This window comes from Duganella flavida, from assembly GCF_009857445.1.
Lineage (GTDB): Bacteria > Pseudomonadota > Gammaproteobacteria > Burkholderiales > Burkholderiaceae_D > Rugamonas > Rugamonas flavida.
In genome coordinates, this window is sequence record NZ_WWCN01000003.1 from 299,522 (window position 1) to 326,184 (window position 26,663).

At 54.8% G+C, this 26,663-nt stretch carries 19 protein-coding genes and 1 pseudogene; 11 read left to right on the top strand and 9 right to left on the bottom strand.

All coding sequences use genetic code 11. The features are described from left to right. The first annotated feature begins 250 nt into the window (after positions 1-250). Positions 251-3,223, top strand: coding sequence for a Tn3 family transposase (locus GTP46_RS05920; protein WP_161005690.1), 2,973 nt, complete (start codon positions 251-253; stop codon positions 3,221-3,223). A 343-nt stretch (positions 3,224-3,566) separates the two neighbouring features. Here the strand turns inward: GTP46_RS05920 and GTP46_RS05925 are convergent. The 6 genes and pseudogenes from GTP46_RS05925 to GTP46_RS05950 form a co-directional block, all read right to left on the bottom strand. Beyond that, positions 3,567-3,950 (bottom strand): annotated as a pseudogene (locus tag GTP46_RS05925) (IS110 family RNA-guided transposase); the annotation flags it as partial. A 291-nt stretch (positions 3,951-4,241) separates the two neighbouring features. Then, the gene (locus tag GTP46_RS05930; RefSeq protein ID WP_161005691.1) at positions 4,242-5,324 is read right to left on the bottom strand and encodes an amidohydrolase family protein; all 1,083 of its coding nucleotides are present in this window, start codon (positions 5,322-5,324) and stop codon (positions 4,242-4,244) included. Continuing rightward, positions 5,321-6,577: a tetratricopeptide repeat protein gene (locus GTP46_RS05935; protein WP_161005692.1), complete on the bottom strand. Its 1,257-nt coding sequence runs from the start codon at positions 6,575-6,577 to the stop codon at positions 5,321-5,323. The genes GTP46_RS05930 and GTP46_RS05935 overlap by 4 nt, the downstream gene beginning before the upstream one ends. After that, a complete protein-coding gene (locus tag GTP46_RS05940) occupies positions 6,555-7,703 on the bottom strand; it encodes a DUF4331 family protein (protein ID WP_161005693.1) in 1,149 nt (382 codons plus the stop codon). Before GTP46_RS05940 ends, GTP46_RS05935 begins: the two co-directional genes overlap by 23 nt. Beyond that, positions 7,703-8,440, bottom strand: coding sequence for a maleate cis-trans isomerase family protein (locus GTP46_RS05945; protein ID WP_161005694.1), 738 nt, complete (start codon positions 8,438-8,440; stop codon positions 7,703-7,705). The genes GTP46_RS05940 and GTP46_RS05945 overlap by 1 nt, the downstream gene beginning before the upstream one ends. Before the next feature lie 50 nt (positions 8,441-8,490). Further along, the gene (locus GTP46_RS05950) at positions 8,491-10,011 is read right to left on the bottom strand and encodes an FAD-dependent oxidoreductase (RefSeq protein ID WP_161005695.1); all 1,521 of its coding nucleotides are present in this window, start codon (positions 10,009-10,011) and stop codon (positions 8,491-8,493) included. A 726-nt stretch (positions 10,012-10,737) separates the two neighbouring features. On the opposite strand from GTP46_RS05950, the gene GTP46_RS05955 reads away from it, so the two are divergent. The 5 genes from GTP46_RS05955 to GTP46_RS05975 all read left to right on the top strand — a co-directional run bounded on the left by GTP46_RS05955 (position 10,738) and on the right by GTP46_RS05975 (position 15,742). Next, positions 10,738-11,619, top strand: coding sequence for a UCP032817 domain-containing protein (locus GTP46_RS05955; protein ID WP_161005696.1), 882 nt, complete (start codon positions 10,738-10,740; stop codon positions 11,617-11,619). 95 nt (positions 11,620-11,714) lie between these two features. Next, positions 11,715-12,560 (top strand): aldo/keto reductase family protein, encoded by an 846-nt coding sequence (locus GTP46_RS05960; protein WP_161005697.1) that lies wholly within the window; start codon positions 11,715-11,717, stop codon positions 12,558-12,560. A gap of 13 nt (positions 12,561-12,573) precedes the next feature. Beyond that, positions 12,574-12,783, top strand: a complete 210-nt coding sequence (locus GTP46_RS05965) for a hypothetical protein (RefSeq protein ID WP_161005698.1) — start codon at positions 12,574-12,576, stop codon at positions 12,781-12,783. Between the two features lie 293 nt (positions 12,784-13,076). Next, the gene (locus GTP46_RS05970; protein WP_161005699.1) at positions 13,077-13,460 is read left to right on the top strand and encodes a HEAT repeat domain-containing protein; all 384 of its coding nucleotides are present in this window, start codon (positions 13,077-13,079) and stop codon (positions 13,458-13,460) included. A 221-nt stretch (positions 13,461-13,681) separates the two neighbouring features. Beyond that, positions 13,682-15,742 carry a TonB-dependent receptor gene (locus tag GTP46_RS05975; RefSeq protein ID WP_161005700.1) on the top strand — a complete coding sequence of 687 codons (2,061 nt, stop codon included), beginning with the start codon at positions 13,682-13,684 and terminating at the stop codon, positions 15,740-15,742. Between the two features lie 63 nt (positions 15,743-15,805). Here GTP46_RS05975 and GTP46_RS05980 read toward each other — a convergent pair whose 3' ends face one another. After that, complete coding sequence (locus GTP46_RS05980; protein WP_161005862.1) at positions 15,806-18,352, bottom strand: YbcC family protein; 2,547 nt, start codon at positions 18,350-18,352, stop codon at positions 15,806-15,808. A gap of 29 nt (positions 18,353-18,381) precedes the next feature. Continuing rightward, a complete protein-coding gene (locus GTP46_RS05985) occupies positions 18,382-19,941 on the bottom strand; it encodes an NADH-quinone oxidoreductase subunit L (protein WP_161005701.1) in 1,560 nt (519 codons plus the stop codon). 98 nt (positions 19,942-20,039) lie between these two features. On the opposite strand from GTP46_RS05985, the gene GTP46_RS05990 reads away from it, so the two are divergent. Next, a complete protein-coding gene (locus GTP46_RS05990) occupies positions 20,040-20,933 on the top strand; it encodes a LysR substrate-binding domain-containing protein (RefSeq protein WP_161005702.1) in 894 nt (297 codons plus the stop codon). 636 nt (positions 20,934-21,569) lie between these two features. Here the strand turns inward: GTP46_RS05990 and GTP46_RS05995 are convergent. Then, the gene (locus tag GTP46_RS05995) at positions 21,570-22,460 is read right to left on the bottom strand and encodes a LysR family transcriptional regulator (RefSeq protein WP_161005703.1); all 891 of its coding nucleotides are present in this window, start codon (positions 22,458-22,460) and stop codon (positions 21,570-21,572) included. Between the two features lie 98 nt (positions 22,461-22,558). On the opposite strand from GTP46_RS05995, the gene GTP46_RS06000 reads away from it, so the two are divergent. From GTP46_RS06000 to GTP46_RS06015, 4 genes are all read left to right on the top strand, one after another. After that, positions 22,559-23,686 carry an alpha/beta hydrolase gene (locus tag GTP46_RS06000; protein ID WP_229258814.1) on the top strand — a complete coding sequence of 376 codons (1,128 nt, stop codon included), beginning with the start codon at positions 22,559-22,561 and terminating at the stop codon, positions 23,684-23,686. A 13-nt stretch (positions 23,687-23,699) separates the two neighbouring features. Next, positions 23,700-24,698 carry a quinone oxidoreductase family protein gene (locus GTP46_RS06005; RefSeq protein ID WP_202414162.1) on the top strand — a complete coding sequence of 333 codons (999 nt, stop codon included), beginning with the start codon at positions 23,700-23,702 and terminating at the stop codon, positions 24,696-24,698. Between the two features lie 110 nt (positions 24,699-24,808). Beyond that, positions 24,809-25,936, top strand: a complete 1,128-nt coding sequence (locus tag GTP46_RS06010; RefSeq protein WP_161005865.1) for an MFS transporter — start codon at positions 24,809-24,811, stop codon at positions 25,934-25,936. 11 nt (positions 25,937-25,947) lie between these two features. Next, the gene (locus GTP46_RS06015) at positions 25,948-26,619 is read left to right on the top strand and encodes a dihydrofolate reductase family protein (protein WP_161005704.1); all 672 of its coding nucleotides are present in this window, start codon (positions 25,948-25,950) and stop codon (positions 26,617-26,619) included. The last annotated feature ends 44 nt before the right edge of the window (positions 26,620-26,663 follow it).

The window sequence follows — 26,663 nt, forward strand, 5'->3', positions numbered from 1 at the left end:
AGGTCACGGTTAAGCTTCGCTGGGTCAGATTTGACCTGTATTCGGGTCATCTGTTCTGGCACTGGCGTCGACGAGAGGCAACGTGCATAAATAATTGTTTGTTCGTTGCCAAACTGGCGTCTTCTGCATATAAAATTATCTACGTTTTAAGTTCTGCATTGTGATGTTTGTACAGCCGCGAAACGACGGTCGCCCGCACGCTGCCGGGTGAGCATGAAGTTCGTGGCTCAACCACATAGGAGCCTGAGCCTTGAGCAGCGTTCACGAAACCGCGTATCCTCGCTTAAAGGACGAGTTCACGGAGCAGGAGCTCATTGCCATCTATACGCCCACGCCAGAAGAGCTGCGTTTTGTCGCAGCACGCTACCGCCAGGTAACCTTACAAACATTTCTGCTCATTCAGCTCAAGTTATTACAGCGTCTGGGTTATTTCATCATGCTAGGCAGCGTTCCGAAGGAAGTGATTACGCACATTTGCACCCGGGCCCAGATCAGGGTGCCGACGAAATCAGCGCTGATCCGCTATGACAAATCCGGCACCAAGCAGCGGCACCGCGCCCACTTGCGCCAATATGTTGGCATTCGTGAATTACTTCCGCTCGACGAGATTTGGCTCAAGGAGCAGGCGTTCCAAGCCGCGACGACCAAACAGGAGCTGGCCGACATCATCAACGTACTAATCGAAGAGTTGGTGCAGCGGCGCTTCGAGCTGCCTGCATATACCGAGTTATTTCGACTATCGAGCAACGCACGTGCTACCGTCAACGAACAAATCTACCAATCGGTGGTGAGTCAACTTTCCGACACAGTAATGGAACGGCTCAACGGCTTGTTCAAATCGGTTGCCGGCCGCAGTGCCTGGGATGGGCTCAAGCGCGAGCCGAAGCAGCCGAGCGTACGCGAAGTGACAGAATTCCTTACGCACATCGAGAACATGACGGCGCTCTCGCAGGATTTGCCCAATACCAATAATATCGCAGCGACCAAGCGCGACCAGATGGTACTTGAAGCGCGTGCGTTGGATCTGGCAGAGATGAAGGCGATGAAGCCAATGAAGCGCTACACGCTGGCAGTGCTTCTGATTCAGACGCAGCTGCAGAGGGCGATGGACGATATCGCGGAGATATTCATCAAAACGGTACGCAACATGCACAATGTTGCGGAGGAGCGGCTGCGCCAATATCATCTTCAGCAAGCCGATCAGGTGGAGCGCCTGATCGGCCAGTTCCGCGATGTGCTGACAGCCATTAGCGAAGAAGGCACAGGTGATGAACGCGTAGGCCGCGTGGAAACGCTGTTGGATAATGATCTGGATAGCTGGATTGGTGCCTGCGATGAGCACATGGCGTATGCCGGCAATAACTACTACCCGTTCATGCTCAATAGCTATGTATCAAAGCGCAGTCTGCTGTTCAAATGTTTAGAAGCGCTAGATTTGCGCTCAAGTTCCCAGGACGGCAGCTTGTTACGAGCGATCGAGCAGGTGCAAAAATATCGCTCCAGCCATCGTGAGCAGATTGCCGTTGACGACAGCGGTATCGTCATCGAAGATCATGATTGGATGCCTGACAAATGGCGTGTACTGGTATTTGGGCGGCGCCAAACTACTGAGCCCTCCGCTTATCACCGCAAATACTATGAACTGGCAGTTTTCTCTGAGGTAATGATCGCACTCAAGTCAGGCGACCTGTACGTAGAACAAAGCGGCGACTATGACGACTATCGCAATCATCTGGTCAGTTGGGAGGAATACGAGAGAGAGGTGCACGCGTATAGCGAGATGGTCAGCATCCCCCTGGAGCCGAAGGCTTTCGTGGCCAATCTGCGCACCCAGATGAAGGAGCTGGCAAAGGTCGTCAATCTCAACTTCCCGGAAAATTCCGGCGTCGACATCGACGATTCGGGACTCATTATCCGCCGTTCGGAAAAGCAGAAGCCGCCGCCAGAACTGGAAATGGTCGATCAGGCCATACGCGATCAAATGACTGAATCGAGTATTCTGGACGTACTCACCGAGGTGGAAAAATGGCTGGACCTGCACAAGATTTTCGGGCCGCTGTCAGGGTTTGAACCCAAGGTCGATGAACCACGCAAGCGCTTCATCACCACTTTGTTCTGCTATGGCTGCAACCTGGGACCTACGCAGACCGCACGGTCGGTCAAGGGCTTGTCGCGCCGGCAGGTGGCTTGGCTCAACCTAAAACATATAACCGAGCAGCGCCTGGACAAGGCAATCTTCAGGGTCATCAATGCCTACAACCGCTTCGCTTTGCCGCGCTACTGGGGATCAGGCAAAAGCGCATCAGCCGACGGCACGAAGTGGAATATGTACGAGCAGAACCTGCTGTCCGAGTATCACATCCGATATGGCGGCTACGGAGGCATCGGCTACTATCACGTCTCGGACAAGTACATCGCGCTGTTCAGCCATTTCATCCCGTGCGGCGTTTACGAGGCGGTCTATATTCTCGATGGCTTGATTAACAACCTGTCCGACATACAACCGGACACATTGCACGGCGATACTCAGGCACAAAGCACGCCGGTATTCGGCTTGGCCTACTTACTGGGCATCAACCTGATGCCGCGCATCCGTAACATCAAGGACCTGACATTTTACCGCGCAGATCGGGAGGATAATCTGGAGCACATCGGCAGCCTGTTTCGCGGCAACATTGACTGGAATCTGATTGAGCTACATTTGAAAGATATGCTGCGCGTGGTCATTTCGATCAAGGCTGGCAAGATCGCGCCTTCGACCATTTTACGGCGCCTCGGCACGGCGAGTCGTAAGAACAAGCTTTACTACGCTTTCCGCGAATTAGGCAGGGCGGTGCGAACGCAATTCCTGCTTAAATACATCGACGATGCAGAACTGCGCCGCACGATCAACGCCGCCACTAACAAGAGCGAAGAATTCAACGATTTCGTGAAATGGCTTTTCTTCGGTGGCGATGGCGTGATCGCTGAAAATATTCGTCACGAGCAGAGAAAGGTGGTGAAGTACAACCAGCTGGTCGCCAACATGGTGATACTACACAACGTAGAAGGTATGACGCGCGTACTGAAAGACTTGCAGGCGAAAGGATTCCCGCTGACCGAAGATCTACTTAGAGGAACCGCCCCATATCGGCGCGAGCACATCAACAGGTTCGGAGAATATCCACTTGATCTCGACAAGCCTGTTGAGCCTATAAACTACAAATTGGATTTCTCCCTTTGACTCTGGGGGGAGTGAGATCAATCTTACTCGATTCGCCTTCTGACCACGCATCAATTTGAGGTAGCTCAAAGGCGTAATTGGACCTACCGATCTCGGGCGCCCCCTAATTCTGGCATTCAATCTTTTTGAAAATTCACGGAACGTGAAAATGTAGGAAAAATGAACGTGTTTACCGTTCTCACATACAGAAGATGGAGCAAGCAAGGAGGCCGCGTAGGTGTTCACGTCAGTGGTGAAGCAGTTGCCCAAGAAGCGAGTAGCTTGATTTTATGATTTTCTATTTAAATCATGAACTTAACTTAACTTTGGCGTAGAAAACACGAATCCCGGCCGATCCTCACTCAGCCCTGATCCGGTGTATCGCCTGCAAGTCTTGCTGCTCGACAGATTTGATCGAGACGAAGCGCATGTTCGGACGGCTCATCGCTTCACAAATTGCCTCCGCATCGTTCGCGTCGTTCTTGTTGCTCTTCACGTACGGCTTGACGAACTGCGGTGCGATCAACTTTACGGTGAAGCCTCGCTTTTGCAATTGCCGGGCCCAGTGATAAGCACCGCCACAGGCTTCCATGCCGATCTCGCAGCCCGGTTCGATTTTCTCCAGCAATGCCGCCAGCCATTCTGCCCGGCCCAGCTTCTTACGCCATACGACCTTTTCGCAACGATCAACCCCGTGCACTTGAAAGACATTCTTGGCGAGATCGACGCCGACGCGGATAATCTTCATGGTGGACTCCTTCTCTCAACTGGTTGTGTCGAAACTCCAGTTTAGGCGCTCAGACGCCGACAGGTGAGGAGGAGTCCATCCCATTGCTAATGGCTGAAAGGTAGCCAGCCAAGCGTCACTCAAGCATGACGAGCATTTCCATCTGATCGAATCGCGCTCGCTCCACGTGACTCTGGCTCAGAGTCGCTCAATAGCATATGAATGAGGGAGGAGGGCTCCCAACGCCCCAGATTCGTCGGCCGGAACGCCGATTTCGCGTTTGTCGTCGGTGCCGATGGATGGCGCTTTGCCCTACAACTGCTTGACCTGTCTGGAACCGCACACGACAGGCGCCTTATCCTGTAAGCGCAGCATGTCGAAATAATTTTGTCCCAAAGCGATATTGCGGAAGGCTTCGTCATCGACGAACTGATAAATGTAGCTCGTTACCGTCAATTCTTCCAGATAGGAGTCGAAGGTCTTGTCGTCGGACGCGACGAAGTCGGTGCCCGGCAGGATGCGTTTCGAATACTTGTTGATGAAAGGGATGTACTTGGCCCGTATCGCCGGCTTGAAGAAATAACTGTCGGCGATGACGCGCCACGACAGGTCGATCATCATGTTGGGATGTTTATCCAGCAAGTTCGACAGGAGCTTGATGTGCTTGTCCGGATCGATGTCCGTCAACTCCTTCGACAAGCCCATGTGCAGCCAGACGACCTTGTTGTCGGGATACAGATTGACCACCTCGGTGATCAGGTTCAGATATTTTGTCGGCTGGTCGTTGTCGCCCAAGTCGCCGTGCAGTCCAATGGGCATATTCCGTTCGCGCAGCGCCGCCATGAACGGCCCCCAACCGCGGATTTCCTCCAACGTCACCGGCCGGTGGCCGTTGGCAAATAAGGCTTGCTTGACGAGGTTCAGTTCACCCATCCATTTGAAGAGGCCGGGGAATTCCTGATCCAACACCGACATGCCCGGTTTCACGGTGGCCGGCTTGGCCAGATCCGCAAACGACATCGACATCGTTAGCTTGGGCACCTGAACCGGCAGTTCTGTCACATTTTGCGCATTGATGATGTCGTTCTTCAGGTTAGGCATGACCGGCGTGCCGGGGCAGTTGAGGTAATACGTGCACGCAGAGTCGTAGGGCAGGGTTTGACCTATACCGAACACGTTGGCGTACAGCACGCCCGCGTTTTTCAGCATGCGTGTCAGATCTTGATGAAGGATGGGGCTGCCGCCGAACGGGCGGAAATGCAAATGGCTGTCGACGATGGCCAGATGTGGCTGGGTTAGACGATCGTAGCAAGCTGGACCTGAATCGGCGTGACAAGGGATAGCCAGACAGGCCAAGGCCAGCATGGCGGCGTAGGGCGAGGTGCTTGTTTTCATGAGTTGCTCTCCTGGTCTTCGGCGGACGGACAAGCCCGGCCGCCATGGTTGGCTATCGCCGCCGACATCGCGGCCGCGTCGTCTGGCAAGGACAGCGCCGAATACAGGGCCGCCGCCTGACAATATGGTTTCCACACGTACTGGCCGCTGCGTCGTGCCGCACGAAGCGCGTCCAATGCTTGCAGCCGGTTGCCGGCAGCGGTGTCGATGGTGGCAGCCAGCACCCAGACCTGCACGCTGCGCGTCGACGGTCGCAATGACGACAGTGCCCGTTCTGCATCGCGATAGCGCGCTCGCTCGAAGTAGAATTGCGCCGCTCCGGCCGCATACACCTGCGGATAGCTGTGCATCATCTGGACATAGCGCCGCTCAGCCTGCACAAGCCACGGCCCCTGCTGGTCCGGCGGCAGCAAGTGAGTCAGGTGGTTGAGCAGATGCGGGTCGGGCGAGAGCGATATAGCCAGACGAAGCCTTTCGATCGCCTTTGTCCGCTCGCCGCGACGCACCTCCGCTGTCGCCAATGCATCGAGCAGCGGCACATACAGCGGCAGCCGCTGCAAGGCGGCGAGCAGTATTAGGTATGCTTGCTCATGCTTGCCTTGTTCCGTTAGCAAGCGAGCCTGCCCCAGATACAAGCTGGCCGCCAGCAAGGGGTGAGGGTCGGACAGGTGGGCGCGTGCAAGCTCCAACTGCTGTTGCGCTAGATCGAATTGACCTTGTTCCATCAACCATACCCCCTTGCGCGCATATAGCAGGGGTGTGGCGTTGTCCTCCAAAAGTTGATCCAGCTGGCGCCAGGCCGCCGACTGTCGGCCTCGGTTCCACCATGACTCCGCCTGCAGCACGGACGCTTGGGCATCGTTCATTTGCGCCAGCAACTTGTCTGCGTCCTCGAAGCGATGCAGGCTCAGATAAATCGCCGCCTGCACGGCCTGAACTGTGGTCGTAACCTGCAAAGTGCGCAGCACATCAAGCGCCGCGCCCATCGCGCTGACGTCGGTCACCAACTGGCCCTGCAAGTGCAGCAACCGCGCCAAGTCGATCGCCTCGTCATCCGGCAGCGTTCCGGCTAGACGGCTGCGCTGCAGTACAGCGATGCGATCGCTCAGATTGTGATAAAAGATGGTGCTATCGGTGCTGGGTACATGTTCCAGCCAGTCCGCGGCTGCCAGCGGCGCCAGCGTCGCTAGCGCCACCGCACAGCCGGCCAGCCAGCGCTTGGCCCCGCCGTCAACGGCTCGCTGGCTGTACATACGGGAATTCCGCCACCGCCGGTTTTGCGGGCGCATGCACCCCGACACCACGGTTCGGCTCATCGCGCCGGGGGCCATTGATCAGCAAGGTCATCATGGACTTGATGACGTCCTCGTTTGGCAAACGCCCCCCCATGGATTGCACCGGCTGGCCCAGCACCAGCGATTTTTCGACGCTGAGATATCCTGCCTGCTGGCTATCCATGGTCGCGGTGCGCTCCAAATTCAGGATCAAGAAATCGTCGAGTAGCAAATCCATCAGCGGATGCGGGGTAGTCCAGTCGATGACGTTGCTGCCGTCGAGCGTCTTTTCAAAATTGTCCAATCGGCTCAGACCGCTCTGCAATTCCGGCCGGTACAGCTTTTCATGTTCCGGATCAACGCGGAAACTGTCTTCCGCATTCCAGAGGTCTTTGAGCTTGTCGTCGCGAATGAGGAACACGGTCATTTCGATGCGGCCCATGCGGTCGATCTGCACCGGCTTGCTACCGGTGGTGTGTGTCTCAGACACCGCCGCCCACAACTTGCTTTCCAGTTGGGCGGCGTCGAGCAGGAACACCATGCTTAAGACGTTCTTGCCGGCCAGCGAGTTGAGGCCGGGACGGTTATCCATCCCCTCGTCGCGCCAGACGGGCATGCGCACTCTAGCCAGATCGGTAAATGACTGGTCAGCTCGGTTGCCGGCGAATACCCGCAAACGTGGATCGCCCGCACCAGTCGCAAGATTGACTGGTGCGGCCACTTCCGTCACCTTCTGGCCGTTGCGCAGCAGCGCGCAGCGCATGGTCTGCGCGGTGGCGGCATCGGCGCGGCAACGCAGAAGGTATTCCAGCGCATCGTTGACCTGCGCCCGCAGAGGCTGGGTGGAAAACCCGCTGATCGGCCGAAGCCTAACTCGGTATTCGACGGCGTCGCTGAACCGGGTATCGGCGGTGGCGCCGGGATACACGTTCATGATCAGCGCCAACCGCTTGCCCGGCAGCGAGACGGCGAAGAAATCCGTAATGTCCGCCGCCGGTTCGGCCATTACTGCAGGGCCGTCCCAATGGTCGGTGGCGGCGGCTGGGGGCGGCGCAATGCCTCCCGCTAGCACAAGAGCCAGAGCGGCCGCAAGGTAGCGCGGCATCAGTGCTCAGCCAGCAGCTGTCCCCAGCCGCTGATCCGGGCGCGTATGTCGTTACTGCGCAGACAGTGCCACCATGTGGTGGCGTTTACCGACAGGGTAGGCTTGCCGAGCCAGCCTTCTGCCTGAGCGGCCACGCTCGCCATACGCAGGTCCGTGCCTAGTTGCACCAGCGCCTGCGCCTCCGGCACGTTCACCTCGCGCAAGCATTCGCGCAAGACTGCTTCGGACACATCGCCGATTTCAATCGGATTGGTACAGTGAAGGCTTTTCTGCGCCACGACCTCAACACCGAACTCCTTGAAGAAGGCGACGATTTTCTCGTCCGCGACGGCCGGATAAGGCGTAACGACGCCGATGCGCGTGAATTTGAGCGTGTGCTGGGCAGCCAGCATGGCGTCGACGGGGGTGGTCATGTCGAGCCCTGTATCGGCCTTAATCGAGGCCTTGATCTGGCGGTTGCCTTCCAGTCCACCCCACAGATTGCTACTGGAGATGCCCAACAGCAGACTATCGGGCTTGCACTGCAGCCGCTTGGCAGTCTCCGGCAGACGAGCGTTGACGCCTTCGACGAAGCGCTGCAAGCCGTCGGGCGCCGTCCAATCCACTGCATCGATGATGATGCGGGCGGTGGCAATGGTGGCGGGTTCAACCCGCATGCTCCATAATTCGTTTTCAACGGTGACGTTGGTGGCCGGTGTTAGCACGCCGATCTTCCTACCCCATTGCGATTGCGTCATGATCTTCTCCAATTGAGCGCGCCGGCGCGAATGCCGGCGCTATCGATGCGTCAGTCCAGCAGCGTCGAGCGGAAGTCTTCCACCGATGGCGTTTGGGCGGCATTGGCGCCAGCGATGCGTCCATAGACGATGGTTTCCGAGAAGTTGGTCGACGTCTGGTACTTGAAGCCCCAGATCGAACCGCATTCGCCGGCACCGAACAGGTGAGGAATGGGTTTGCCGTCCGGGTCGAGCACGCGGGCGTGTTCGTCGCGGCGCGGGCCGCCCTGCGTGTTGTACATCAGCGGCACGATCGTGGCGACGTAGTAGGGGGCCTCAATAGCTTTCAGCGTTTCTGGCGGGCGACCGTGGTCGCGGTCCACGCCAGCGCGGGCTTGAGCGTTGTAATTGCTGATGGTGGCGGTCAGCGCTGTCAGTTCGATGCCAGTGATGCGCGACAGTTCCGGCAAGTCATTCGCCACCTGAATCCAGCCCTTGGCAATCTCGGCTGAGTTATCCTTGCTCCACTGGTAGCCTTTGACGACAACGTTGTACGAGAAGATATCCATCCCCAGCGGAGCGCCGCGGCCGTTTTCCTCGTCCATGATCAGGAAGGAGGGCAGCCGCGAGTATTCATAGGCGGGCAGGTTGAATTCGCCGATCGCCGCGCCCGCGTTGTGCGCTTCGAGCCGTGCCTCGTTGACGTAGCGGTCGCCGCGGCTGTCCACGTAAATGAAGCCGGGCCGCCTTACCGTCAGCACGAATCCGGCATCCCAGCCGTCTGGCTTGATGCCGATGGCGCTCGCTTCGGCGTCCATATGCCATAGTTGCGCGCCGACTTTCTCCGCAAGACGCACGCCGTCGCCGGTGTTGTGGGGCGAACCGGAGGCCTGAATCTTTTGTGGACGCAGATATTGGGCTTTCAACTCAGCATCATATTCAAAGCCGCCGCAGGTCATGATCACGCCTTTACGAGCTTTGCAGAAGAAGCGCTCGCCAGCATGGTCGGCAATGACGCCGATGACCTGACCCATGGTGTTCTTGACGATCTCGACGACAGCGGTTCCTGTCATCACTTGAATATTCTTTTCTTTTTCGACATTGCGATTAATTAAATGCCAGACCCTGGCGCCGCCAGTGCGTTCCGGCACGGTAGCGGTCTGTTTCAGACGGCGTAACTGCAGGTTCAGCCCCTTAGCTGCCGGCAATTGGGGAAATGTTTTATCGGGGATGTAATACGAAATGCTGGGGTCGGTTTGTTTATAATCATAGACTTCCAATTCGCCGCCGAGATCGCGAAACCATTGCGGATTGAGTAGCAGACCATCGACAAAGGTTTGTACCAGTTCTTTCGGAGTGGTGCCATGGGTTACCTGATGCAGGTAATCGACAAATTGCTGTTTTTGCTCTTCCAATATCGGATAAGTCATCATTGCCGACGATACTAACGAATTGCCACCGGCTTGGTCGGCCTTTTCCAACAGCAACACCTGCACACCGTGGCGCGCCGCTGTCAAAGCGCTGGTGCCGCCAGCAGAGCCGTAGCCAATGACGATAACATCTGTTTCCACTCTGGTTTGATATTGTGGCATGACTACCTCCTAGTTTTGATGTTTTCTTTTGGAAATTAATGGCGTATTAGCGGGGAAATTCGCAGCGAAACATTTACTATTGTAATGAAAGTGCGTTTTCACTCGAAGGACAGCGTTAGAGGTTTAAAGAAAGCATACCTAGGTTAATTCCATTTTTTTTCATTTGCAAGAAAATTATTAAATAAATTAAATTGTGAGACTTGCAATTAATTAGTTTTGATTTGCAAGGGATATGCCCCCAAGATGGTAGCGCCGTCTCCCGCGATAGTTATGAAAACGGTTTATATCGTTTTTCGGGGACGGGCGTGACAGGAGCACTTACTCTAGCTGCAGGAGCATGGGTACCCCTTAAGGGCATTCGAACTCAGGATTGGCGCAAGGACAGAGTTTTACCGGACGAGCGAAGTGCGTGCCAGTTTTCTAGAGATGTCCTTCATATGCTTGATTTAATTTTTGAAATTATTAGAAGTGCAAGCTAATTTCACTATCGTGACAATCTGTGAATATCTCCATGCGGCAGAGATGGTACTCTGCATACGTTCAATGCTGGAGTGCCAAGCCGCCTCTGCATTGATTAATTTCGTCCGCATAATTCGTAGTATTTAAAATAGAGAATTTAATAAATTTCATGTTAAATGTATTTCGTATGAATAGCAATTTTCCTCATATCAATGGGTAAAATCTAGGGTGAATTTTAAAATTAGTAATTCTAAAATGGAGGTTGCAATGGCTTTTGATATCATGGAAACTGTTAATAATACGGAATCATCTGCCGTTCAGAAATTTAGCTTTTGCACAAACGAAAATATATCTATTGATGAATTTAAGAAGAAAAGACTAAAGTCGGAAGAGTTGCTTTTGACTGGTGTTAGTAAGTACTGTCAGAAAGAATATGGATGGTCTGACGAGAAAACACAAGTGATCGAATCCCAATATAGAGATTTTCTAAGCCTCTATGCAGTTGATTTTTATGGGCAGTTTGTCGCGACAAAAGACGTCGATCTCTATTGGCATATTCACATATTACATACCCGTCTTTACAAGCATCATTGTGAAATTATGTATTCGCGTTTTCTGGACCATGATCCGGTTGCTGGCAATGAAGATCTGACGCCTTACCGGAGTGCCTACAAACAGACCTTAGCCGCTCTGGAGCGAGTGGGCAGTTATCCCTCGGATATAGGGCTGTCCAGTGCCATTGCTGAACCCAAACCCGCGGCGTGCATGAATTCAGCCCCCAAGCCAGCCGCCTGCATGAACGCAGCACCTGCGCCTGCGGCTTGCATGAATGCAGCGCCCAAGCCCGCAGCCTGCATGAACGCAGTACCCAAGCCAGCCGCCTGTATGAACGCATCACCTGCGCCTGCTGCTTGCATGAACGCAGCACCCAAACCAGCTGCCTGCATGAACGCAGTACCCAAGCCAGCCGCCTGCATGAACGCATCACCTGCGCCAGCTGCTTGCATGAACGCAGCACCCAAACCAGCCGCCTGTATGAACGCAGCACCCAAACCAGCCGCCTGTATGAACGCAGCACCCAAACCAGCCGCTTGCATGAACGCAGCGCCCAAGCCCGCAGCCTGCATGAACGCGGCACCACGTGCATAAAGTCGTCTAGGTGGTACGACTGCGTCTTGGCGAAATTCAGGGCGCAGTTTTCCCTTTTCTTGTTTCCATATTTGCTGGACTTGATGACTCCCTCCATGAGTGGCGACAATTTTTTGATTTCTGCCAGCAATGTTCGTGTGCCTTTACCCATATACGGCACAGCTTGGAAAAAGGAGAAGACCGCTGGCTTGGTTGAGCGAGCGATTGATCTGGGGTTTAGAGGTATCGATACCGCCTGCCAGCCTCAGCATTACAATGAAGCCGGCGTGGGCGAAGGCGTGGCTGTTGCATTGCGCAGTGGTTTAAGGCGCGAGCATCTATACATCCAAAGCAAATTTTCGCCGCTCAATTGCCAAGAGTCGAGCAATGTTCCCTACGATCCCAGCGCTAGTTTGACCGATCAGGTCGCACAGTCTTTTCTGCGCTCTCTGGACAATTTGCGAACTACCTATTTGGATGCTTTGCTGCTGCATTCCCCCTTGTCCGAGCCCACAGACACCATGCAAATATGGCGGGTTATGGAAGATATTTTTGATCGCGATGGCTGCAAGCAGTTGGGAGTTTGTAACTTTTACAATCTCAAACAGTTGGAACATCTGTATCACACGGCCCGGGTGAAGCCTGTCATATTGCAGAACCGCTTTTATGCCCAAACTCAATATGACAAGACTATCCGCAAATTTTGTCAACAACACCGTATCATCTATCAAAGCTTCTGGACTCTGTCGGCAAATCCCGACGTGTTGGCCCATCCGGTATTGTTGGCCCTCGCGAAGAAATATCAGCGTACCGCAGCGCAAATTTTTTTTCGTTTCCTTTGCGGGTGCAATATTATTCCCCTGACCGGCACGACCTCGGATGAACATATGAAGCAGGCTTTGGCGATCGTCGAATTTGAATTACACTCTTCCGAGATTCAAATGATTGAATCGTTGCTTTAAATGCAATCTAAGCATGTTCAAGGTGCCGTTTGCTCGCGCATCAGAGCAATACGGAATTTTTCGGCTAGCGCTGCAAAACATAGCATCAGCATCGACTTTCTCCCGCCAAAATCTGGCACAAAGGCTTGAGGCCTTGCTAGAAGAAATCGCGCTTACCGACGAGTTCGGTATCGATGCATTCGGAGTTGGCAAACATACCGCCCGGACTACGCTGATGTGTTAAGCCCCCCAACAACGCTGCTTTCAGCCCTGAATGCAAGAATTGACGGCATTGCTAACAGATAGCGGCGCTAAAGCGAATCGATTCGCCAAACCTGTTGATCTCGCGAAATTAATCAATGCTGATACCGCAGGTTAGCCTCGCAGCAGACCATGATCGGCCTACCGTATCGAAACTACATCGGGCATTCGCATTGACGCTTGATTTTAATATCGAAACTGCGCATGACCAAGTATCCCATTGCTGCTAAGTGTAGACTGTGTGACATCGTAGTCCAGATGACGAGGGAAGACATCATGGAAAAGATCTTTTGTTCGCATTGCTTTCAAATTTTGCAGACAGGATGTCCGACTTGCCCGTCTTGCCAGCAGAGAGTAGGGTATCTAAGTGATGTTGAAAGCCGGAGCATGCTACTGAAGATGCTACTTGACCAGCGCACTGAGGTTCGCTCCACTGCAATTTTCGCACTAGGTTGGCGGAAAGATAGGCTTGCTGCCGATGCACTCGTTGCGTGTGCATTAAGGCATCCTTCCAATATCAGTCAAGGGCTTCAGATCGTGAAAGTACTTGCAACTATCGATAATGGAACACCATTGATGACGGCGTTGCAATACTTGATGGCTCGTCATCCCGGCAGCGAAGTTAAGCAGGCAGCATTTTATGCGCTAAGTCAACATTGATGTCCGCCATTACGCGCTTTCATGAGCGATCTCATTCCGGCGTCTAGTAGACGCTGCGCAGATGGACTTGCGGTGTATCAGCGAGTAGGCTGCTCACTTGTCTAACGTAATAATGTTGCTTTCTGACTTAGGTATCGTCGCAATCCTAAAAGTTTATGAAATGCGCTGCCCATCCAACAGCTGGGTGTCTTCCCGCAATTTCTCTGCCCACGAGATCCTCAATGCCCAAGCTTTGCCCAACTCCTTTTACATTGCTGTATCTGTTACCCGCGCTTTTGCTCTCAAATGACGCCTTTGCCGATGATCCTGTCATTCAGCGTGTACTTGTTGAAGGGTCCCGCACAAGTCAGCTAGGTGTGACCGACTCTGCAAATCAGGGTAGGGTGACCGGGCGCGAGTTGGAATTGCGAACCGTCTATCGACCAGGGGAAATACTCGAAGCCACTCCGGGTCTGATAGTAAGCCAACATAGCGGTGAGGGTAAGGCGAATCAATATTATCTGCGAGGATTTAATCTGGATCATGGGACAGATCTGGCGACGTTTGTCGACGACATGCCGGTTAATCAGCGTAGTCACGCGCACGGCCAAGGCTGGACCGATCTGAATTTCCTTGTCCCAGAACTCGTCGGCCGTCTGAACTACAGTAAGGGACCTTACTCCGCGCGCCAAGGCGACTTTGCCTCCGCTGGCAGCGCCACAGTTACCTACGCCAATCGCTTACCGCAAAATATCGCCACACTAAGTGGCGGTCTAAACGGCTACGGCCGCGCTGCGCTGGCGGCATCAACGGATGCAGGGTCTGGCAGCCTGCTCTACGCTTTGGAGGCCGTGCACAACAATGGCCCGTTCACACAGGGGGACAATTATCGCAAATACAACGGCGTGCTGCGCTACAGTCAGGGGTATGCCGACAACGGCTGGAGCGTCACAGCAATGGCCTACCGCGCCAACTGGAATTCGACAGACCAGATCCCCGAGCGGGCTGTCAACGCAGGCACGATAGCCCGTTTCGATGCGATCGACCCGACTGATGGTGGTGCCTCGAAGCGCCTCAGCTTGTCCGGAACATGGCGCCTAACGACTGGGGACGCAGAATCGAAGGTGAGCGCCTATGTGATACGCAATCGGCTAGATCTGTTCTCAAACTTTACGTATTTTCTGGGTGATCCGGTCAATGGCGACCAGTTCGCCCAGCCGGATCGTCGGGTGACGACCGGCTTTGTCGCAGCGCATACCTGGTATCAACACGACGGGCCCTGGCAAATTTCCGATTGGACGGTTGGGGCTGTTGTTCAAAACGACAGCATCATCAATGGTCTAAATCACACCAAGGCGCAGCAGGTGCTGTCCATTACTCGACAGGATCACATCGTCGAAACAAGCGGTGCGCTGTTCGTGGAAAACGGAACGCGCTGGACAGACACATTCAGAACCGTAGCAGGTTTGCGCGCGGATCGCTACCGGTTCGACGTCAAAAGTGATCTGTCGGCCAATAGCGGCAGTAAAAATACTGGCATGGCTAACCCGTCACTAAATCTAATCTTCGGCCCCTGGTCGCAGACCGAGTTTTACGTCAACTTGGGTAACGGCTTCCACAGTAATGATGCGCGTGGCACGGTCGCAAAAGTCGATCCCAAGACAGGCGAAGCGATGAGCTCCGTATCTGGTCTGGTGCGTTCAAAGGGAATGGAAGTAGGCCTACGTACTGAAGCAATTCCGAAAATGCAAATGTCACTGTCGCTTTACCGGCTTGACTTCGACTCTGAGCTGACCTATGCCGGCGATGCTGGTACGACTGCACCAGGCCGGCCCAGCCGCCGTTACGGCATTGAATTCTCGAACTATTACAAGGCTTTGAAGTGGTTGTCAATAGACTTCGATGTGGCATTTGCGCACGCCAGATCAAGTGATCGTGAGCCGCTTGCAGGTGATTACATCGAAGGCGCCGTCGAAGGCGTGGGCCAACTGGCGCTGACGGTCGATAATCTGGGCCCGTGGTCCGGCGCACTGCGCCTACGTTATTTTGGACCTCGGCCGCTTGTGGAAGACAACAGCGTTCGGTCACACTCTAGCATGACGTTAAATGGACGCATCGGCTACAAGATTAGCCCAAAAACACGGATTGAATTCGAAGGCTTCAACTTGGCGAACCGCAAGGTTTCGGCCATCGACTACTATTACACGTCACAACTGCGAGGTGAAGCTGCCCCGACGAATGATGTCCACTTTCATCCGATTGAATCCCGGTCCTTCCGTGTGACGTTAATCCAAAACTGGTAAAAGCGGCGCGCTCAACTCAAGTGCCTCGCTCACCTCCAGAAAGTAGTCCGGAATCCGGAAGCATTAATATCCTTGCGCGAGGACATCTGCCCAGTCCCCGTGCACGTAGCGCACAAAGCCATCTGCCTGAAATCGCCAAAGATGAAGCCAGTCGTTCTCCAGCAATTGCCGGACAACTGCATGCTTACGAATGACTGTTTCAATTGCCTCCTGTGGAGCATCGATGATCACAGTGAGGCGCAACGGCTCATGCACCCACCGATCACCATCGTGTAGTGACTGGCGAGATAGGCCGATTCGCAGGTCTCCGCCATTGCCCTCGAACACACCTATGTTTCCTCCCACTACGTTGTGAAGCACCTTATTACCACTCCCAAGGTGCAGGGGATCGCAAGTCGAAGCGTGGTATTGCCAGTTGATCCAATTAGTGACCACCATCGGCGCGGTCATCAACAGCTCAAGTACGCTACCATCCGAATCTTGAGTGGCATCATAGTCGTGCAAGAAGCAGCGCCCCGCCAGTACCACCCCACGGCTTCGCTGACGGGGTGCAATCAGAAACGCCGCGTTCCCCGCCAACCCCCACTCAGGGCGTGTCTGTGCGCCATCATTGGCGCGACGGCGTAGTCTATCCAGCAGTTTTTTGCGAGGAGCGGTAGGGTTCAGGTTGAGGGTCGGCGCCCTTACTCTGCGCACCTGATCACAAGCGTGAGCAAATGCATCCTGCAAACGATTCCACCGGGCATGCGCGGCAGCGGGCAGCAAGTCAATATCAAAGCCTTCGATTTCATCGGTGGTGGTGTTATGCAAGGCGGCGAAAAACCAGGTTTCCTTGGGAATGGTAATCCCTTGAGCCTGTAGCCCTGATCGCACTGCGGGCGCATTGAGTAGCTGTGCCAAGCTGCGCGCATTGACCTCTCCGGTTTGGCCACAGCAAGCACCGCAGTCGAGTGCCGCCGCGTGAGCGTTATTGGCCGATTGACTACCATGCGCGACCAACAATATGAAAGGCGCCAAGTTCTTATCCAGGCCCATGGCATGCAGCACCGCAGCCGCTAATGACACCTTGGCATCCAGACTCAATCCAACGATTTGTGGCCGGCAAATGGCGCGATAGCGGGCAGCAAGGCCCTCGAGATCGTCCCGTGCTCTGGCCTTTTTGCTGGGTAGTAGCCACTGTCCAAGTTTGCCGACATAGCCAAGTCCCGCCGACTCGACATAAGAAAACGCCGTGCTGGGCCAGCGGCCGGTGGCATCCCATTGCTTGGTCTGAGCAAAACGCGCCAAGCGGGACCGGCTGGCCGCAGCTTGCAATACTTCGCCAGACACACCTTCGGATGCGTTGGTGGGCAATAAGCAGTCGGTCACCTCGGTAGTCGGTGCGAGCAGCCCCGGAAGTTGAGGTCGCCTTGCGTTGGTGGCCAGCGGGGTATAGGCCACCGGTAGGCCGAAGAAGCCTGCAAATCCGATGGTCTGGACGGCTGGCCACGCGGTTTCAAGCGCACGGCGCAATGGCTCGCTACGCACATCGATGCAAAAGGCGGCCTGTACTTCAACCGCTGGCAATTCTTCCGTTGGGTCGGCCACCGAAAGGAGTCGCTGCGCCAGATCCCGCTGGTAGCCGACTTCCAGTGCCACCTGCCACACCTCGTCGACCAATAAAGCCTGTTCGGCCTGTCTCAATACGGTTGGTGCTTGCCCCCATGTTTGCTGCACGAGTGTGAATGCCTGCACGGCTTGAGCGTCGTCTTTACACTCCAGCAGGAGTAAGCCCCAAGCCAGACGAATAGCTAGCAGCTCTCTCAGATGTGGATCCTCGCCACCTTCCAGTCTAGCCTGCCAGCCCAAGTAGGCACACCAAGAGGCCCAGCCATTGACCGTAAGCAGGACCGATTCCAGGTAGTCGGCCCACACCACCTGAGGCAGTCCTAAACGCTTAAGCACCCAGCGCTCGGCATCTTGCCTTGTGGCGGGCAGTGCATTGAGCGCGCGGCCCAGTCGGGGTAGTCCCATCAGCAAACCAATGCCGTGATCATGTTGCAAAGTGTCGCGCCAGAACGCATACAAGCCCAGCTTGCGCTCCGGCTGCCAATCGGCTTGCTCATCAAAATAGGCCGCACAAGTTTGACTTACTTGATGGGTAATGGCCTGTTTCCAGGACAGTCGGGTATGCCGTTGCTGATCATTGTCAAGCACATCGATTAGTAGCGCCAATTGTTGAACTGGAGGCTCGATGTGAAGGGCTTGCTGGCACTGCCCGGACGTCAACCCAGCTGATCGGGCGTCGGCCACTTGGCGCAACGCATGATCGAGATCGGCGGGACAGATTCTGCCCTCTAGCCAAGCTTGTCTCTGCTGGTTTCGCCGAGGGAATACTTGGACACCGCCGAGCACAGCCATTCTGGCGGCAACCCTGCGCAGCGGCATACCAATGCGTGACCAGTGCGGATTCACCGCGATGGCCCGATCCAGCGGCCACGCTGGTGCAATGGCTTGGCAAGCTTGGCTGCACGCAGTCTCAATTTGATGGTGCAGCGTTACATCTACGGCTTCAGCAAGAGCGACACCTTCTTTCCTACCATGGCGCTGCGGTTGACCGTTGTTCGTCATTTCCATTATGTGGTTCTCCTTGAGCGTGCTCATTTCGGGTCTTTGGCTGCAATTAATGTAAACACTTGTTGACGATCATTATTGAATGGCTCGCGTGTCCAGCGGGCGGGCCAAAGGTGCAGGGCCAGCCGCGTGTAGGCTTCATCCAAATAAAACCCCGCGTAGCTCCAGCGCCGCCACGTTAGCAAAGCATGTGGGCGCAGTTGCAGAGTCGCTAGAAAGACGTATAGAGCCATCATGCCCGTCACTGCGATCAGGCCTAGTGTGGAATCTGGCGCGTTTTGAACTCCGAGCGGCAAGGCATGGGCCAGCAAAGCGGTGCCTGTCAGGCCTGCCACCATGAGCACACCCCATGCTGCCTGTATGCCACTCGCCACCACACTGGTGCGTCTTACAGGCAACCACAACAGAGGTGCCCAAGCCAAGCCCAAAATTACGCTCCACCACCAGGGCCACACTCCGCCTCCGACCATCCACTGAGCCAGCAGTACCGTAGCTACTGCTACAGCGGGAGCAAACAACAAGCTAAGGCCCAATGGGGAATCCTTACCGCGCATGGCCTGGAGGCGGGTCTGCCGCACGACCGCTGAGGCTGAAAGAAAGGCATGTGCCTTGTACAGCGAATGCCCGATTAAATGCAGGGCAGCTAGGTTGTAAAGGCCCAGCCCGCATTCGAGCAACATAAACCCCATCTGGGCTACCGTGGACCATGCCAGTCTAACTTTGATGCTAATGCGGGTCAGCATCACCATGCCTGCCAGCACGGCCGTAACAACACCAAACACCACCAGCAACGTGCGAGCCACCGTAGCCTGCTCCAGTAGCGGCGTAAAGAGAATCAAGACATAGCCGCCGAGATTGACCACGCCTGCGTGCAGGAGGGCGGACACCGGAGTTGGCGCTTCCATTACTTGGGTCAGCCATCCGTGCACCGGCAACAGGGCCGTACGAAGGATGACGGCCAACGCCAGCCCCACGGCGCTAAACTGCAATGAAGTGGACGTCCCTTCACGAGCGACATGCGCCCAAAGATCCGATAACGAGCCGCTTCCCACCTCCCTCCAAGCTAGGATAGCCGCGCCTAACAACAACATATCGGCTAGGCGATCTGCGATCTGCTTCTTGTGCGCCGCGAGCAACGCAAACGGGCGATCCTGATAGAAACACAGCAAATGCTGTAACGCGCCGCCCACCAGAGCCCATGCGGTGACCAGCACCACCCAGTGATCCGCCATCAAGAGCAGATGAACAGCGGCCATAACGCCAGCCAGTGCCGAAACGTAGCGCTGCTGCCCCGCCTCTCCGTCAAGGTAGCGTGAAGAAAAGGCAGCTATGACCGTGCATAGCAATTGCACCAGAACCGCCAGTGCTAGCCCCAACCGACTTGCATGTAACCAGGGACGTACTTCTGGGAGTTGCTGACCGGCAAATGCAGCGATCAAACTGAATGCCAAGGCCACCGCTGAAAGCAGTATGAACGTACGCCAAAGTCGAGCAGCCGAGCGCAATGGCCATCGGGACAGCAGCATGGCTGCAAACATCATGAGAGCAGGCATCAATGTCACCATCGCGAGTAAAACGTTGTTCATAGCCAGACCTCGTAGTTGGACATTGCCCCAATGATGCCGATCGTCTATAGTTCTGTAAAATACATTAATAAGACCAAATCTATACTCAAAACAGAACAATGAAGCTCGAACAATTGAACTTCCATCATCTTTTCTATTTCTGGCACGTCGCAAAGGTCGGTCATTTGACCCAAGCGGCTCAGGAGTTACACACGTCGCAGTCCGCGCTGTCGGCACAGATACGTCAACTGGAAGATCGCATTGGGGAAGTTTTGTTTACCCGTGAGGCGCGCCGTCTGGTGCTGACCGATACTGGCCAACTTGTGCTGTCTTACGCAGAAGAGATTTTTGGTTTGAGCAGGGAAATGCTGGGCCGCCTGCAGGGCCGCAGTGAAGGCGTGACCCGCCTGCGCATTGGCAGCGTGGCAACGTTATCGCGCAACTATCAGGAGAACCGGATTCGCCCATTGCTAACAGATCCGACCGTGGTTTTGACGCTAGAATCTGGGCTATTGGACGGTCTGTTGACGCGCTTGATCCAACATCAACTGGACGTGGTTCTGGCAAACGAAACGGTACCTTCAGATGTGAACCGCCCATTGCACTGCCATTTTCTGGGCAGTCAGGCCATTTCGTTTGTCGGCCCTGCCCACCTATGGGAGCCGCTCAGCTTGCGTGTGCCAGATGATCTCGATAGCCTAGACATTGCGCTGCCAGGGCCGCGTAGCGCGATTCGGGCCCAGTTCGACGCTCTGTGCGCTTCGAGTAACGTGACACCTCGGGTGCGTGCTGAGGTAGATGACATGGCCATGCTACGTTTGATCGCGCGCGACAGTGGCTGGGTGACTGTTCTCCCAGAAGTGGTGGTTCAGGACGAACTGCAGTCCGGTTCCTTGGTTCGCGTTGGGCAATCCGATCTGTTACAAGAGCGATTTTACGCAATCACGACGCCTCATCGACATCACACTGAAGTGCTAGAGCAGCTGCTGTCGGGTACGCAGAGACCTCGTTAGATAGAGCCTTTATGCATAATCAATAGCCGATTGGAAGGATGATAGCCTTTCACCGACTCAATTATGGGTCACCGCTTATGGCCCATTACGCGCATGACGTTTAGCCTCGTTTTCTAAGGCAGTACTGCGGCGTGCACTGTGATCATCCAAAACTCTGCGAATAACAGAGCTGGGCACTCTTTGGTTCTGCAAAAAATGTAATGCTAGCTCATATCCGAGCTGAGCTTGAATATTGACGCCTGCATTGACAATCGCAGCGAGCAATAGATCCGACCTTTCGTAATATTGGCCTATATCCATTGGTTATTCTCGGGATTGGGTGGCGACCGAGCGCACCACCTGTTTATGGTATCCACATATTAACTTTGCTAGTTAGTTAATTCAAGGTAACGATGCGCAGTACAGTTGACCAAATGACTCGAGCACGGGTGCCCGATGCTAAATAATTGCGGGGTCAATGCTAATACTCACGTAATTTGAAGCAGCTCCATTTAGACCTCAAATAGCTGGGGTAGCAGGTCATGAAGGGTCTACGACCGCGTGGTGGCGTTTGCCAGACAGTGGAAGGCGGGTCAATTGGAGTGAGAATTCTGCGAGCAAACGAAAATGTAGAAGTCGAGCAGTACTAGAAGTGGACTATCGATACCTCACCGCCTCAACAAATGCTGAGAAAGCTGGTGATGCTTGGCGCCTGTTAGGGTAATACAGGTGAAAGCCCTGAAAGTAAGGGCACCACTCCGGCAAAATCTGTTTGAGCTTCCCTTTGGCCAGATAAGGCGCCGCCAGTTGTTCAGGAACGTAGGCAAGGCCAACACCATCCACCGCGGCATTAAGGACGTGCACGATGCTGTTAAAGACTAGTTGTCCTTCTACTTTTACGGTGAATGCTTTCCCGTCCTTTTCAAACTCCCACGCGTAAATAGAGCCTGATGGGCGGTGCCGGATATTTACGCAAGTTTGCGCTGTTAAGTCATAAGGTGTCTGGACCGGCGCGTTGCGTTCAAAATAGGTAGGCGAGCCGACAACGACCAATCGCCAATCAGGACCTATTCGGGTGGCAATCATGTCCTTGCTCACGGCTTCGCCCAACCGAATACCCGCATCAAATCTTTCTTCGACAACGTTCGTAAAGCCATAGTCCACGTATAGCTCCAATGAGATGTCTGGATAGTTCTGCAAAAAGGAGGCCAACATGGGCCTTAAGCAAAGCTCGATTGAGTCGTCCGTGCAGGTCACGCGAATTGTGCCGCTCGGCTTTTCCCGCAGTTCACCCAAAGCATCTACCTCGACCATGATCTGATCGAACAAGGGAGCGATTGCACCCATTAGCCGCTCACCGGCTTCCGTGCAGGATACGTTTCTCGTTGTTCGCGCCAGAAGGCGTACCCCAAGCCTTTCTTCAAGCGCGCGCATTGTATGGCTCAGAGCTGACGACGTTACCCCCAGCTTGGCCGCTGCTTTGGTAAAGCTCTTATCCCGGGCAACGGCCAGAAACGCTTGCAGATCATTAACTTTGGTATTTTTCATTGCTGAGTTTTTTTCACAAGAACATCAAGATTGTACCCACTAATCAAACTAAATCAAATCGAGCAAGATGGAGTCCTGATCATTTGAGGAGCAATGAAATGAGTATGACTATTAACGAAAGCGCACCGTCCCTGACTGCATCGGCTACTGAACGCCGCGAATTTGTCAAAAACGCCGGCGCTACCCTTGCCGCGTTAAGTGTACTGTCGGTAGCAGGTAACGCGGCCTTCGCTGCTTCGCCAACAAAAGCGCAAAGTACGTCCGACGGTGCCGACAATTTCTACCAAAGTGACAAAGTCAGCATTCAAAAAGTACATTTTAAAAACCAGTATCAGATGGCCGTCGTAGGTAACCTAGTCACGCCGAAGAATCTGAATCGACGTGCTCAAGCGCCTGCGATTATTGTCGGCCATCCTATGGGGGCGGTGAAGGAACAAAGCTCGATGCTCTACGCGCAAAAGCTGGCGGAGCAAGGCTTCGTGACGCTGGCGATTGATCTGTCATTCTGGGGTGAAAGCTATGGACAGCCCCGTAATTTGGTCGCGCCGGAGCTCTATTCGGAAGCGTTCAGCGCAGCGGTCGATTACCTCGGCACGCAAGATTTCATCGACCGCAACCGCATTGGTGTGTTGGGGATCTGTGGTAGCGGAGGCTTCGCAATCAGCGCCGCCAAAATTGACCCTCGCATGAAAGCGATTGCCACCGTCAGCATGTACGACATGGGCGCAGTCACCCGCAATGGCTTGAAGCACTCGGTCACTCTTGAACAACGCAAAGCGCTGTTGGTCAAGGCTGCTGAACAACGCTACCGCGAATTCGCCACAGGGAAAGGCGAGTTCCTGAATTATCTGCCGGTAAAGCCAACCGCCGATACAGACCCGGTAACGCGCGAATTCTGGGAGTTCTACCGTACTCCACGTGGCATCGCCATTCCGAAAGGACGGACGCTGGAGCTCACGCAGAACCGTATGTTGAGCAGCGAAGTCCGCTTTATGAATTTTTATCCCTTTAACGATATCGAGACAATCGCTCCGCGCCCGCTGCTTTTTATCGCAGGTGACCAGGCACACTCCAAAGAGTTTAGCGAGGAAGCCTATCGTCTGGCGGCAGAGCCCAAAGAGTTGGCCTGGGTTGCGGGTGCTGGTCACGTCGATCTCTATGATCGAATCACCCTGATCCCATGGGACAAGTTGACCAAGTTCTTCACCCAACATCTGGCCGCCTGAACCGGAGAGCACCGTGATAAAAGTCAAAGCCATCGTCGTTGATCAATATGGCGGACCTGAACAGCTTGTCATGCGGGTACGCGAACTAAAACGGGTCGAGGCCGGAGAAGCGCTGGTGCGCATCGCCAAGATCGGCGTCAACTTCGCCGACATCTATCGTCGGACCGGCTTTGACCCACAACCTCTGCCCTTCATTCCCGGGCTCGAAGCGGCGGGCATGGTGGAAGAGGTTGGGGCGGGAGTTCATCACGTCAAGCGCGGTGATCGCGTTGCGTTCGGACGGCAGCCGGGGGCGTACGCGGAGGCCTGCATTGTCCCTGCGGGCAGTCTGATTGCCCTGCCGGATACGCTCTCGTATGAGCAGGGTGCGGCAATCCCGCTTCAAGGAATGACGGCCCACTACCTGATACATGATTTCCGCAAACCAGGCCCTGGTGATGTGGTACTGATTCATGCCGCTGCCGGCGGTGTTGGCTCACTGCTGGTGCAATGGGCACGGCATCTTGGCGCCCATGTCATCGGCTCTGTATCGACACTTCAAAAGGCGCAGGTCGCCCGACGTGTCGGCGCCCATGACGTCATCGTGTACACGGAGCAGAATTTTGCCGAGGAGACTATGCGATTAACGAAGGGGCACGGTGCGGATCTCATCATCGACGGCGTCGCCAAGTCCACCTTTAATGCAAACCTCGATGCTATTGCCGTGCGCGGTCATATTGTGATCTTCGGCGCAGCCAGCGGTCCAGCCGTCCCGATTAGTCCGAATGCGTTGATGCCACGTTCGGTATCACTGTCAGGGGGCGATCTGCAGCATTTCCTGCAGAGTACGGAGGAGTTGCAGCGAAGAGCGCATGACGTCATTACGGGGGTGCTGGAAGGCTGGTTGACGCAGGAAATCTTCCAAATTTTCCCGTTGTCTAAAGCTGCAGAGGCCCACCGCTTATTGCAAGGGCGCCACACTACCGGAAAGCTGTTGCTTTCAACGGGCACCGCAGCAGCATCATCCGATTAATTTTTTGAGAGTATTCTATGAGCGCACAATTATCCGAGGTCGCGATAAGCGATCATGCTGCGAATGGAGAGTCAGCTAGCATTCCCGCACACTGGGGGGCAGTGTTTGCGATGACACTGTGCGTGTTCACGCTGATTGCATCGGAGTTCTTACCTGTTAGTCTGCTGACACCGATCGCGAAAGAGCTTGGTGTGAGCGAAGGCTTGGCCGGCTACGGGATCGCGATCTCTGGTGCCTTCGCTGTGCTGACCAGCCTGTCCATATCTACGCTGGCCGGCACGATGAACCGCAAGACCTTGCTGTTATTGCTGACCGCCTTGATGGGGATTTCAGGCCTGGTGGTCGGCACAGCGACCACCTACGTGACCTACATGCTCGGTCGCGCGCTGATTGGTGTAGTGGTTGGTGGATTCTGGTCAATGTCTGCAGCTGTCGCCATGCGCCTAGTTCCGCCAAATAACGTTTCCAAGGCACTGGCGATCTTCAATGGAGGGAATGCACTAGCTACCGTCGTCGCTGCGCCACTGGGTAGCTATCTCGGCGGCACCATCGGCTGGCGTGGTGCTTTCTTTGCGCTGTTGCCTTTAACGCTGATCGCGCTGGTATGGCAATGGATCAGCTTGCCATCGATGAAGGTTGCGCCGCGTACCACAGCGTCAGCCAATGTATTTGGATTATTGAAACGACCATTGGTGTTGACAGGGATGTTCGCGGTTGGCGCGTTCTTCATGGGACAGTTTGTGCTGTTCACCTATGTGCGTCCCTTCCTGGAAACTGTGACACGCGTTGACTTCGGCACCTTATCGATGGTGCTGCTGGTAATCGGCGTAGCCGGATTTGTGGGCACGCTGGTCATCGGTTCGCTGCTGAAGTGGAGCATGTATCGTACGCTGATAGTGATTCCTCTGTTGATGGCCGTCATCGCATCGGGGCTAATCGCGTTCGGCGAATGGGTACCCGTTGTATTTGTGCTCCTTGGATTGTGGGGGTTGATGGCTACCGCAGCGCCTACCGGCTGGTGGTCGTGGCTGGCGAAAGCCCTACCCCAAGATGCCGAAGCTGGCGGCGGTCTGATGGTCGCGGTAATCCAACTGTGTATCGCCCTGGGATCGATCATCGGCGGCATGCTGTTCGACGGCAGCGGCTACCGCGTCACCTTTATCGTCAGCTCAGTCCTTCTGTTGATCGCCGCAGTGTTGGCATTCAAGACTTCGCGTATCAACCATTCGTCTAACTGAACGGAGAATATATGAAACCACACGTCATCATGCACATGGTAACTAGCATTGACGGTCGCATCGTTACGACCCATTGGCCAAAAGACTTCGCCATAGGCGCGTTGTATGAGGATATACACCAGCAACTAAAGGGTGATGCATGGCTCGTCGGTCCGGTATCAATGGCAGAGTTTGCAGTCGGAGAAGCCAAGCCGGTTGTCAGCAACGAAACCTTCGCGCGTGAAACGTGGAAAGCACCTCACGCACACTCGGGTCCCTACGCCATCGCGCTGGATCGTCATGGAAAATTGCATCTGAATATTGATCGTGCCAATGGCGATCCATTGGTTCTTGTCGTACCCGAAAGCGTCTCCGATAATTATCTGGCTGAACTGCGCCGTGACGGCATTTCGTATCTCTTCGCTGGCGCGTCTGAGCTTCATCTTCCGACGGCAATGAATAAATTGGCACAGGAATTCGGCATCGGGCGCTTACTGCTGGAAGGTGGCGGCGGTATGAATGGCGCCTTCCTCGACGCGGGGCTGATTGACGAAATCACCTTGCTAATGATGCCTTTCGCGGATGGCACGCGCGGCGCTCCTGCGCTGTTTGAAAGAAACGAAGGCACACCGGTAGTGCTAAATCTTGAATCCGTAGTTCAGTTGGAGCGTGGTGTATTGCACCTACGATATAAGGTAACTTAGTCGCGGATGATGAAGCGGAATACTTTTGCTCCGCTAAGCGCTCG